We start from the raw sequence: 12,891 nt of genomic DNA on the forward strand, positions 1-12,891 counted from the left end.
CAGGATGACGGTGAAAAGTATGGATGGTGCTTGCTAGTCGTGCAGCGGGTCGACTTCCAACGGGTCCGGTCCGTGGCCTACGTAGCGGTATAGCCGTGGTGGCCGGTGCTGTCCGCCAGCTAGGTATTCGTCGGTCTCCTCAATGGATGCCGTGCTCTTGAGCGTTCGGCGGAAGTTCGCAGGGTCCAGACGGCGTCCGAGGATGGCTTCATAGACTCCGCGCAGGGCCGCCAGAGTAAAGCGTTCGCCGAGCAGCCGATGGGCTATCTGCCCGTATTCGGTTTTGTTGCGCAGCCTCCACATGGCGTAGTCCAAGATCTTCCGGTGGTCGAAAGCCATCTGGGCAATCTGCGGATCATCGATATCGAACCAGGCCACGTTGTCGTCTTGGACGGTGGCGCCCACTTGATCTGCGTTCAGCAGCGCAAAGTAGGCGATGGTGACTAGGCGGTGGGTTGGCGAGCGGTCGATATCGCCGAAGGTGTAGAGCTGTTCCAGATAGGTGGGGCGCAGGCCCGTGGTTTCGGCAAGGTTGCGCCCGGCCGCTTGGCCGAGGGATTCGCGCGGATCAACTGGTCCGCCTGGCAGCGCCCACATTCCGGTGTGGGGTTGGCGAATGCGGCGTACCACTGGCAAGCAGAGTTTGTCGTGTCCGCCATCCTTGCCTTCACGGATTCCCAGGATCACAGTGGAAACCGCTAGAGCGGGCGGGAGGTTGCGGCGTTCGTCGACGTTCGCCCAACCCGGTACGGATGACATTTCTTATTTGCCTCGTTTTCAGCACATTCGGATTCGTTAGAGTCATTCTGACATTAACGCTCTTCAGGCGCTAGCCCAGATCACATTCCGAGGGTGAATGGCCTATGATCAATGGCATGACATTGGATCTGAATCTTCGAGTGGTTCGCGCAAACACTGAGGTGAAAAGCCCATCCGTGCTTTTCATCCACGGCTTCGCCTCATCCGGCGAACTGAATTGGGACCGCTCGCGTTGGCTGAAATATTTCACTGATGCAGGACGCGATGTCCTTCTGGTTGATTTGCCCGGCCATGGAGAAGATCCTCGCCGCAATGACGGCAGCTGGGCGCCAAGCCAGATTCGCCAGGCCCTGGCTGCCATCGTGATGGATCTGGATGATGGTCCCGTAGACGTCATCGGCTACTCTTTGGGTTCCCGGCTGGCGTGGGAGTTCGCCGCTTTCAATCCGGATTTGGTGAATCATCTGGTCATCGGGGGTCCAGGAGCCGGTGATCCGCTGGCCGCCTTCGAATTGGGCCAGGCCCGTGCCTACGTCGAGACGGGCGAAAAGATCCATGACGACTACACCGCCGCCATCATGCGGATTGCCGAGGCTGAACCGTCCAATGATCTATCGGCGCTTTTTGAGCTCATAGAAGCAATCAAATCCGAGCCTTACGATCCGGCAGCCAAGGTGCCGTCAGTTCCAACCTTGCTCGTCGCCGGAGACCAGGATGATCTCGCGACCACCATGCCGCATTTGCGTCGCCTCCTGAAGGACGCAGGAACACGCAATGAAGTGCTGTGGCTGTCAGGTCGCAATCACGCCAACGCTGTAACCAGTCGCGAGTTCAAAGAGAGAGCGCTTGAGTTCGTGAGCTTTTAGCTCCGGCCACTCCTTTAATGCAGGCCTCCGCTGCCTTGAGCCCATACAACTATCCGCCCTAAGGCTCGTCCGGGTTTCCAGACGAGCCTTAGCCAGCTCAGCGCCGACTATTGCATTTCCGAACTGGAACCGAACATGGACGTGCTCTTGTTCGCTGCACGTTCCGATCAGCACTGTGGCCCTTATCGGTTAAATGATTCGATGCGTGCAGGCCTAGCGATCTCGAATCTCTTCCCATTCCCTGCCGCTACTTCGGCGAGCACACCTGTGCTAGAGCGGCGTGTACATCAACAAGGTCAAGTCCGTGGCTTCGGTAGGAGTCAGGTTGTGCTGCTCGTAGCAGGTCAGCCCCAATTTAGGATGCCGGAACACCCGTTCACCGGTGCGGAAACCTGCAACGTCGCGTTCATTCCAGATCGCGGCAAATTCCGGGGAGGCCGCCGAGACCCGCGCAACGATGCCGCTCTCCCCCGACGGGCTGAGCCATCCACGCGTTTCGGCACGGAAGCTTCCCACGAAACCGCGGCTTTGCACTTCCCAATCCGGGAGCATCTCACGCAATTGCGCATCGGTGAATACGAGCCACAACAGGTTCCGATCTTCGCTGTCCAATGAAGCCACCCGCGGATACAGCTGTTCATAGGCCTCATTCCAGCCCAGGATGGTCCAGTCGGCGGAGAGCAGGAAGGCCGGGAACTGCAACGCATCGAGCAAACGCTGCAGGGCTGGAGTCATGCCGCCGGTGCCAATCGGGTCAAGCTCACCGTGCCCTGCCAGAGAAAACAGGTACGAGGATTCCACCGGGGTGAGCCGGAACAGCCGTGCCAAGGACTGCAGAACCTGGCGCGAGGGATTGATGTCGCGGGCCTGCTCAAGCCAGGTGTACCAGGTAACGGAAACGCCGGCCAAGGTGGCGACCTCTTCGCGGCGCAGGCCGCGCACGCGGCTGCGTCCGATCTCCGGCAATCCATGGGAAGCCCTGTCAGCCCGGGCCCGGCGGTCCTTGAGGAACGCGGCGAGTTCTTCGCGACGTCTTTGACTTGGAGTCACGGGGTAAACCTCATTGCATGGTAGTAGTACTACTAGTATCGTCACCGTCTGGGTTTGAGGGCAAATATATGGTGAGATTTTAGGTATGACCACACTTCGTTCACACACTGTCACCCATGGCCGCAATATGGCCGGCGCTCGCGCACTGTTCCGCGCAGCCGGCGTGAACGGCGCTGACCTCGGGCGCAAGCCGATTATCGCTGTCTCCAACAGCTTCACTGAATTCGTTCCAGGGCACACCCACCTGCAGCCGGTAGGCCGCATTGTCTCCGACGCCATCACTGCCGCCGGTGGCATCCCCCGCGAATTCAACACCATTGCCGTGGACGACGGCATCGCCATGGGCCACGGAGGCATGCTCTACTCGCTGCCATCGCGCGACCTCATTGCCGACTCCGTGGAATACATGGTCAATGCCCACTGTGCCGACGCGCTGATCTGCATCTCGAACTGCGACAAGATCACCCCGGGCATGCTGATGGCCGCATTGCGCCTGAACATCCCTACGGTCTTCGTCTCTGGTGGTCCGATGGAAGCCGGCCGCGCCACCCTGGTAGATGGCACCGTGCGCACCTTGGACCTGGTGGATGCCATCTCCGAGGCCGTGAACGAGAACGTATCGGATGCAGACCTGCTGCGCATCGAAGAGTCGGCCTGCCCGACCTGCGGCTCCTGCTCGGGCATGTTCACCGCCAACTCGATGAACTGCCTGACCGAGGCCATGGGCTTGTCCCTGCCGGGCAACGGCTCCACCTTGGCTACCCACACGGCCCGCAAGGACCTGTATGAAAACGCCGGCAAGCTGGTAGTCGATATCGCCAACCGCTACTACGGCGAAGACGACGAGACGGTCCTGCCACGCAGCATCGCCACCAAGAAGGCCTTCGGCAACGCCATGGCACTGGATATCGCCATGGGCGGTTCCACCAACACCATCTTGCACCTGCTGGCCGCCGCCCGCGAGGCCGGCGTGGAATTCGGCCTCGATGAGATCGATGAAGTGTCCCGCCGTGTCCCGTGCCTGGCCAAGGTTGCACCCAACGCTGCCGGCAACGGCACCATCTACTACATGGAAGATGTCCACCGTGCCGGTGGCATCCCCGCAATCCTCGGCGAGCTGCGCCGCGGCGGCCTGCTGGATGAAACCGTGCACACGGTTCACTCGGCAACCCTGGGCGAATGGCTCGATGACTGGGATATCCGCAGCGGCAAGGCCAAGGAGGAATCCTTCGACCTGTGGCACGCGGCCCCGGGCGGCGTGCGCTCCTCCACCGCCTTCTCGCAGTCCGAGCGGTGGGCGGCGCTGGACACCGATGATGCAGAAGGCTGCATCCACTCGGTTGAGAATGCCTACTCCAAGGACGGCGGCCTGGCCGTACTGCGCGGCAATATCGCCGTGGACGGTGCAGTGGTCAAGACCGCTGGCGTTGACCCTTCGATCTGGACCTTCTCCGGCCCGGCAGTGGTCTGCGAATCGCAGGATGAAGCCGTCGAGAAGATCCTAAACAAGCAGGTGAAGGAAGGCGACGTAGTGGTCATCCGCTACGAAGGTCCCAAGGGCGGGCCGGGCATGCAGGAAATGCTCTACCCCACCTCGTTCCTCAAGGGCCGCGGCCTGGGCAAGGCCTGCGCACTGATCACCGATGGCCGCTTCTCTGGTGGCACCTCGGGCCTGTCCATCGGGCACGTCTCCCCCGAGGCCGCTTCCGGTGGCATGATCGCCCTGGTGGAAGATGGCGATACCATCTCCATCGATATCCCGACCCGCGAGCTGACCCTGAACGTCTCTGACGAGGTCTTGGCACAACGCCGCGAGCGCTTGATCGCTACCACCGGCTACCGCCCGAAGAGCCGCGAGCGCGTGGTCTCCCCTGCGTTGCGGGCCTACGCCGCCATGGCGTTGTCCGCTGACAAGGGTGCGGTCCGCGACGTGGATCGCGTAGAGCGGGCCATGCGCGAAGCCGATGAGCGTGAAGCCGCAGCCCAAAGCGCGGCCCAAATCTAGCCAGAAGGCTTGACCACGGCAACAGGCCCGGACCTCTTATGCGAATAAGCGGACCGGGCCTGTTCTGTTTCCAAGGCACTAGCCCTGAAGCAGCAGGGATTGTTCCCCGCATGCCGAATGCCGGCGCTGCCTCAAAAGGCAAGACCGGCATCCAGCTGGCGCGCGGACTATGGGTTCCGGCGACGGTACCGAAGCAGGATCAATGCTCCGGCGATAATCACCATCCCTGCAGCCCCTGCCAGCCACAACGAGCCCTGGTCAAGGCCGGTTGCCGCAAGCGGTGCTGGCGGGGCAGGTGGTGCTGCCGGCGCTGGCGGCGCTGGCGGCGCTGGCGGAGCCGGAGGAACCGGTGGTGCCGGTGGCGCTGCCTGCGGAGCCTCGGAGCAAACTTCCACGTCCGCCGAATCCGAATTGTTCCCATCCTCGCCGGACTTCTCCGGTATCGAGGCCGTATTCGTCATCGTCTGGCACTTGCCGGCTACGCCGTCCAAGACCAGTTCGTACGTGAACTTCTTGCTCTGCTCTTCGGCCTTGGCCGTGCCCAGTTCCCGCGGCTGGCCGGGATTGGTGTAGTCATCGAAGACCGTCACCATTTCATCGGTGGCCGTTGCCGCCTCGAATTCCAGCGGAGCCTTGGCACTGACCGTGCGGGTTGTCCCTTCCACGTCGGTCCAGCTGGCGTTCACCGTGTTCTCGTGGCCGGTGTAGTCGGCCTCGGCAACAGGTGTTTCGAAGGTGCAGCTGTACTTCACGGTGCGGGTTTCCCCGGCCGCAAGCTCCAGCTTCCCCTCCGCCAATCCTTCGATGGAGCAGCTGGCCCCGGCGATGGATAGCTTGTCTTCCAGGAGCACTTGCGTGTCCTTGAAGTCATTCGGATTGGCCACGGTGATCTCACCGGTGACGGTGAAGTCCTGGTCTTCGTAGCCCTCCAGCATCGCCTGGACCGTGTACTTGGCCGTGGCCTGCCCGTCCGGGTCAACCTCGAACTTCGTTTCCTTCGCCTCCTTGCGGGCCGACCAGTCGTAGTCCCTGACGTACTGGGCGTCGGCGCTCTTGGCGATCATCAGGCCCTGCTCAATGCACAGTTGCAGGTCCACCGAGGATTCGTCCTTGCCGTTGCCGTCGGTACTCTCATGCACTGCCGCGGTATTGGTGTATACCGTGCAGGTTCCCGCTTCGGGTTCCAGCACCTGTTCGTATTCGAACTGCATGGGAGCTTGCGGGACGTGGACTTCTCCGAGCACCTTCGGTTCGGCGCCAGGATCCATCATGTCGTCGGTGACTCTCACCGATTCGTCCGTGACTGCATCGATCGTGAAGCCGATCGGTGCCTCGGCACGCACTTCGCGGTCATCGAAGGTGGCAATCACCGTATTGATTGCTCCTTCGAAGGCATCGGTGGTGAGCCAGCTAGCGAGGTCGCATTCATACCGGGCCCCCAAGTTCTCCCCGGCATCGAGCACGACCTGCAATCCAGCGGCCGCTTCATCGGCATCCTCCAGATCGATCCGGCAGCTGGTGCCAGCGGTATCGCTCCGGTCTTCCAAGGTGGCGGTGATGGAACCGAAATCATTCGGGTTCTGCACCATCACTTCACCGGCCAGCCGCAAGTTCTGCTCAACGGCTGCGGTGTTGCGAGCCTGAACCCAGTAGTGCGCGGTGAAGGTTCCATCCCCGTTCGCGGTGAGCTTGCTCTGGTCGATCCGCTTCTCCACCTCCCATTCGTAATCCAGATCCACCAGTCCCTGCGCGGTCTTCTGCAGGCCCAGGGCCTTCTGTCCGCAGAGGGTGACGGTGGTCGAATCCTCGGCCCCGGTCTGCTGGATCACCGCGGTGTTGGTGAACTCGGTGCAGGTGCCGGCCTGGGCCTGGTGGCGCAGGGTGTAGTCGAAGTCGACCGGGGTGCCTTCGGCATTCCAGATCGCTTCGCCCAGCACTACCGGCGACTCGGGATTGGTCTTGTCATCGATGACGGTGACCTGCTGATCGGTTTCCGCATCCAGCAGGTAGTCCACCGGTGCGGTTGACGTGGCCACCGAACCCTCGCCCCAGGTTGCCGTAACCGTGTTGCTGCCGTGCAGCTGGCCGGGGGTGCCCGAGCAGCTGTAAGGCAGCTGCACCGTGGCGCCGGTTCCGTCGCTGCCCACCAGGACCGCGACTTGCAGGCCCCCGGTTTGCGGATCGGCGTCCTCGGCGTCGATGGTGCACGTGACCCCTTCGATGCTGATCTCATCGGTGATGGTGGCTACCGTCGAGGCTGCTGCGAAGCGGTTCGGATTCACCAGCACGATCATTCCGTGCACTTCATGGCCGGAATCCTCCGCTCCGTCCGGGATGGCCGACACGGTGTAGGAGAAGTCGGCGGTGCCGTCCTCGGCAACGATGGTTTCGGTGCGGTCAACCTTCTTCTCCAGGTCCCACAGGTAGGTCCGATCGAAGCTGGCTTCGGCATCTTTGGCAATCATCAGATCGAGCAAGCCGCATAGCTGCACGGTCGCCTCATCCCTCGGATCCTCCCCTGCCTGGATATCGACCCAGGCGGTGTTCGTGTAGCTCATGCATTCACCGGCCGGAGCATCATGCTCCAGCTGGTACTCGATGAGCACCGGCGAATCATCGATGTCCACGGTGCGCAGCAGCACCGGCTCCTGGGGATTCGACTGGTCATCCCAGATCTCGACCTGCCGATCGATGTGGGAATCAATGGCGAATTCGATGGGCACCTGCGTGCTCGATGCCCGGTCATCGCCCCAACTGACCGTGGCGGTGTTGGTGCCGCCGCTGTAGGAACCGGCATCGACTCCCGCCGAGACATCGCAGCTGTAGCCGACGGTGATCATCCCGTTGGCCGGGATGCTCACCAGCGATTCCGAAGCGGTGCAGGTGATCGATTCCAGATCGACAACGTCCTGGATCGTGGCGTCAATGCCCGTGTACTGGTTCGGGTTGGTGATGGTGATCTGGCCTTCCAGCACCCATCCCGAATCCTCGTACCCGGTGTTCTCCACCTTGATCACGTAGTCCACCGGTTCGCTGGCCGCACCGTTGGTGGTGATCTGCTGGTCCTGGCCTTCGGCCAGCGACTTCTCGATCTGCCATTGGTAGGTGCGGTCGTACTCGGCTTCGACGGTCTTGCTGATCTCCAAGGCCGCCTCGCGGCAGGCTTCGGCGAGCGCATTGTCCGTCGCGGTGAATCCGTCATCGCCGGTGAGCGTGGCGACGTTCTCGAATACCTGGCAGGTGCCTGCCTCCTCCACGGTCCACGTCACCGAGTAGTCCCGGCTTTGCGGCCCATCGGCCACATCCACTGTCCACGCCGGATCGAACTCATGAGCGCTGTCCGTGATGGTCACCGTGTCGTTCAGCGGCGTCTGGTTCCAGTCCTGCTCCGAGATCCCTACGGTGTCCGAGTCCTGGCTATTGGCCGTGCTCAGCGCCTGGGCGTCCCAGTCCACGGTGGCGGTGTTGCTGCCTTCGTAGTCCGGCTGGGATTCGAAGGTGCACGAGTAGGCCATCACCCATTGGGCCCCTGCGGGGATCACCGTCTGGAAGCCGGCTTGCTCGGCGGACATGTCAGCCACCGCTTCGCCCTGCACCCCGGTGATCGTGCAGGCCACGTCCCCGCCGACATCGGCGAAGTCCTGCACCGTGACCGGCGCGTCCTGCCAGTCGTTCGGGTTGGCCAGCGTGATTTCTCCGCTCATCGCCCAATTGCCGTCCTCGTGGCCTTCGGGGGTCACGGTGATCCGGTAGTTCGCCGTGGCCTCGCCGGTACTCGGGTTGGCTGCCAGCGGTTGCCCGGAGAGCAGCTCCTTGTCCAGCGACCACAGGTAGGAGCGGTCGAAGGAGGTCACGACGTTCTTGGCGATATCCAGATCTGCTCCGGCGCACACCGTGGTGCTGGCCGAAGCCGTGTTCTCCTCGCCCTCGCCGGTGGCCTCATCGAGCACCGCGGTGTTGGTGTACTCGGTGCAGGTTCCGGCCACGCCCTGCAGTTCCAGGTCGTATTCGAAGGCCTTCGGCGATTCCCCGGCCATCGCGGTGCCCAGCACCACTTCCTGGACTTCAACGGTTTGGTCATCGGTGATGGCGACTTCGCCGTCGGTCAGCAGGGCCTGCTCGAACCCGAAATCGACGTCCGTTTCAGCCTGGCGTTCCTGGCCCCAGGCCACGGTTGCGGTGTTCGTGTACTGGGCGGTGATGTCGGTGTCCGCCGGGACCTGGCAGTTGTAGCCCAGAGTGGTGCTTTCCCCGTCACCGAGCACGAGCTGGAAACCGCCGGCGGTTTCATCCGCATCGGTGCCCTCGATGGTGCAGCTGGCCGACGGGATGGAGAGCACATCGGTGACCGTGGCCGCCAGGTCCCCGACTTGCGTGTTCGGGTTGCTGATGGTGATGGTTCCGGACACCTGCTTCGCGCTGTCCTGCGCTTCGCCGGCGGTGGCCACTACCGTGTAGTGCGCGGTGACCGTGCCGTTGCCGGCGACCGTGAATTCGCTGCGGTCCACCTGCTTGTGAAGCGACCAGTCGTAGTCGCGTGCGTAGCTGGCGTCCACGTCCTTGGTGATAACCAGATTCTTCTGGTCGCAGATGCCCACGTCCTGCGAGTCCTCGATGTCCTCGCCGGCCAGATCCACCCACGCAGTATTCGTGAAGACCAGGCATTCATCACGCGGCACTTCGTAGGTGATCTCGTAGCTGAAGCTCTGCGGGGCTTCGGCGTAGTGGACCGTGCCCAGCAATACCGGGTCCCCGGAAGGATCAGCCTGGTCATCCCAGACGCCAACTGATTCATCGGTGCTCTCATCCAGGGTGAATTCGATGGGTACCGGCTGGCTCTCAGCCTGCAGCCCATCACCCCAGGTGACCACCGCGGTGTTGGTGTGGCCGGTGTAGTCGGCCTCCGCCACGGCCGATGCATCGCAGTTGTAGTCCACGGTGATCGAGCCGCTGCGCGGCACCACCTGCTGCATGCCTTCCATTCCCGGATTCGTGTCCTCGGCAATGATGGTGCAGGCGGCCGAGAGGGTATTCTCGTCGCTGATCGTCACTTCGAGGTCTTCGAATTCGTTGGGATTGGCCACGGTAATGGATCCGGAAAGCTGCTGCCCGGAATCCTCGTAGCCGGTGTTGTCCACCAGCACCGTGTAGTGAACGGTAGCGGTTCCGTCTTCTTCGACGACGGCATCTGGCCGCTGGCCCTCGGCCAGCTGCTTGTCGATGCTCCACAAGTAGGTGCGGTCGTAGGAGGCCGTCACGTCCTTGGTGACGGTCAGCCCTGCCTGGCGGCACGCTTCGACCTGCGCGTCATCGCTCTTGACCAGCTGGTTGCTTCCGGTGATCGTGGCGGTGTTCATGAAGCTCTGGCACTTGCCGGCTTCCTCCACCGTCCAGGTGTATTCATAGGTCCGAGTCTGCGGTCCATCGGAGTAATTGATGGTCCAGTCCGGATCGAATTCATGCAGCGGATCTGTCACGGTCACAGCGTCATTGAGCGGTGTCTGCGTCCAGTCGCCCGCATTGACCGGAACCACCTCGGTGGCGCTGGCCGATGCGGTGGAGGCGTCGCTGGCTGACCAGGTGGCTTCAGCGGTATTGCTGCCTTCGTAGTTCGGCTGCGATCCGAAGGTGCAGCTGTAGCTGAAGGTCAGCGTTTGGGAGGCATCCAGTGTTGCCTGGAAGCCCGGTGCCACCGGATCGGCGTCCATCGTGTCCGGTTCGCCGGCAATGCCGACCACCTGGCAGGTTGCGTCCCCGCCCACATCGACCTGGTCGGTGACGGTCACGTCAATGGCTTGCCAGTCATTGGGGTTGGATACCGTGATGGTTCCGCTCATGGCCCAGTCGCTGTCCGAATAGCTTTCGGGAGTGACAGTGACGGAGTATTGCGCGGTGAATTCGCCGGTTTCCGGATCCGCGGTGAATGGCTGCTCGCCTACTGCGTCCTTGGCGATGCTCCAGTCGTAGCTGCGGTTGAAACTGGACACGACCAGTTTCTCGATAGCCAGGTCCTGGCCGATGCAGACTTCCACGGTGGCATTGTCGGTCAGCGTTTCGCCGTCGTCTGCGGTCAGGCTGGCGATGTTCTGGTAGTCGGTGCATTCTCCGAGCACGCCGTCCCACTCGATGGTGTACGCGAAGGTCTTCGGGCTTTCCCCCGCTGTAACGGTGTTACCGCCGGCAATGCCCGAAAGGTCGATTTCACTATCGGTGACGGTGACTTCCTCGTCGGTCACCGTTGGCGAGACGGACGCGAAATCGTAGCCGGCCGAGGCGCTGGCTTGGCCATCGGTGCCATAGTAGGCCTCCGGGTCCCAGGTTGCACTGACCGTGTTGGTGCCGGCGCTGGCGGCACTGGTTCCCTCGGGCAGGTCGCATTCATAGGTGAAGGAATTCTCGCCGGGCTGGATGGTCACCGGATTGGCGATCGGCGAACCGCCAGCGGAGATGACGCAATTGGCTCCATCAAGCTGGTCGGCCAGCGTAATCCCGGACATCGCCGTATCATTCGGGTTCACCACGGTAATGGTGCCGGAGAGCTGGAAGTTGCTGTCCTGGGCCTCGCTGGCGGTGGCGACCACGTTGTAGTCGACGTCCACTCCGGTGGCCGTGGCCTTCACTGTGGCTTGCTGGCCCTCGGCCAGCGACTTGTCCAGATCCCAGTCGTAGTCGCGGTCATAGGATGCCTGCACATCCTTGTGGACCGTGAGCTCGTCGTAGGTGGTCTTCGTATTGGTGAAGGTACAGGTGACTTCATCGTTGTCGCCCAGGTTGAAAGTGATGGCCGAACCGCTGCGGATAGCGGCGGCGCCGGTGCAGGCGATCGAGGAAAGATTCCAGCCAGCTGGCAAGTCCTCTTCGGTGACGGTGATCGTAGCTGGCGCCACGGTGTAGGTGACGCTCTGCGGCAAGCTCGCGCCGGTATCGGAATCGGCACTGTCATCGAGGTTGAATGATGTCGAGTCGCCGAAGCGGTCCTCGGCGAGGGTGAAGTCGAAATCCGTGCCGTCGGCAGGAACCGCGTCCTTGATGACGGTTACGGAACCGGCTTGGACCGCACCGGCCTGGATCTGGTTGTCGCGTTGTCCAATGGACTTGCAGTTCAACGACGAGATCAGGACGTGGTACGGCGAACCGTTGATTGAGGAAGCACCGGTGCCCGGGCCGTGATCCAGCTCCGAGGCGATATGCGCATCGAAGTAGAGGGTGACGCTTGACTCGTCGCCTTCTTCTCCGTCGACCATCAATGTGATGAAGACGGTGTCGACGCGGTCGTTCCCGGCGCCTTCATCGACAGTCCAGCCGGTGATGTTCGCGCCGTCCACTGTCTCGTTGAGCAAATAGTCATAGGCCCATTTGCCGGCCTGCTTGACCTGGTAATTGATGACCAGCTCGTTTTCGCCTGCGGGCAATGTCATTTGCAAGCGCTGGTGAACCACACCGCCCTCATAGAGCCCGTCGTGGACATTGCCGTTGGCGAAGGCGGGCATCTCATCGGACTTCTGCATGAAGGTGTCGACCGAGCCGTCTCCTTCGTTGTACTCGCAAATCCGCGGAGCACCTGACTCAAGGGCAGCGGCCGTGATCGGCTCGCGGGCCGCTGTCGAGGACCCGGTAGAATCTTCCGATTCCGAAACTTCGGCCTTCGGCTGCGCAAGTTCCGGTGAAGCCTTGTCCACTGGCTTCTTCTCTGTCTTGGGCGCAGCTGATTCCACAGGTTGCGCTTCGGGTGCCGGCTGCGTGGTTTCCACAGCTTTTGGCTTTTCTGGCTTCTGAGTTGCCGGTGCCGGTGCAGGGGCGGACTCGGGTTCGGCCGCTGCTTCTTCCTCTGGCGCCGAGGTCTTGGCGCTGTCTACTGCTTCAGCAGCTGGCTGTTCTTCCCCCGTGTCAGCCGTGGACGATTCGTCGGCTTCGGCCTTGGTTTCCTCGGCCGAGCCGGTGGCCAGGACCGATTCAGAGTTCTCCGGTTCAGTCCCCTGCTGTTTGGCCTCGACTTCTTCCCCAACAGAAGTTTCGGCAGCAACTGCCATACCCGGAATGGTCATGACAAAGCACAAGGAAATCGACGAAATTATCGCCAAGCATCCTTTTAATAATCTGTTTAAAGCTGTTTTACGGCGCAAATTTGGCACAAAAGTGCCACGCCTTTGATGCCTAGACATTTCTCCCCCATACAAGAATGTCCTGAGTGGATCGCGCGGCGTGCAGGAG

At 62.0% G+C, this 12,891-nt stretch carries 5 protein-coding genes; 2 read left to right on the forward strand and 3 right to left on the reverse strand.

The window, feature by feature from the left end; all coding sequences use genetic code 11:
• Positions 1-33: 33 nt before the first annotated feature.
• Positions 34-759, reverse strand: a complete 726-nt coding sequence (locus tag EDF61_RS15725) for an NUDIX hydrolase (RefSeq protein WP_133834721.1) — start codon at positions 757-759, stop codon at positions 34-36.
• A 116-nt stretch (positions 760-875) separates the two neighbouring features.
• Here EDF61_RS15725 and EDF61_RS15730 point away from each other — a divergent pair, with 116 nt between their 5' ends.
• Positions 876-1,625: an alpha/beta fold hydrolase gene (locus EDF61_RS15730; RefSeq protein WP_166650848.1), complete on the forward strand. Its 750-nt coding sequence runs from the start codon at positions 876-878 to the stop codon at positions 1,623-1,625.
• 270 nt (positions 1,626-1,895) lie between these two features.
• On the opposite strand, the gene EDF61_RS15735 is transcribed toward EDF61_RS15730, so the two are convergent.
• Positions 1,896-2,675, reverse strand: a complete 780-nt coding sequence (locus EDF61_RS15735; protein WP_133834723.1) for a helix-turn-helix transcriptional regulator — start codon at positions 2,673-2,675, stop codon at positions 1,896-1,898.
• 85 nt (positions 2,676-2,760) lie between these two features.
• Between EDF61_RS15735 and ilvD the strand changes: the two genes are divergently transcribed.
• On the forward strand, positions 2,761-4,680 hold the full coding sequence (ilvD, locus tag EDF61_RS15740) for a dihydroxy-acid dehydratase (protein ID WP_105661080.1): 1,920 nt from the start codon (positions 2,761-2,763) through the stop codon (positions 4,678-4,680).
• 167 nt (positions 4,681-4,847) lie between these two features.
• Here ilvD and EDF61_RS15745 read toward each other — a convergent pair whose 3' ends face one another.
• On the reverse strand, positions 4,848-12,710 hold the full coding sequence (locus EDF61_RS15745; RefSeq protein WP_133834724.1) for a prealbumin-like fold domain-containing protein: 7,863 nt from the start codon (positions 12,708-12,710) through the stop codon (positions 4,848-4,850).
• Positions 12,711-12,891 lie beyond the last annotated feature (181 nt).

The organism is Arthrobacter sp. JUb115 (assembly GCF_004365035.1).
Taxonomy (GTDB): domain Bacteria; phylum Actinomycetota; class Actinomycetes; order Actinomycetales; family Micrococcaceae; genus Glutamicibacter.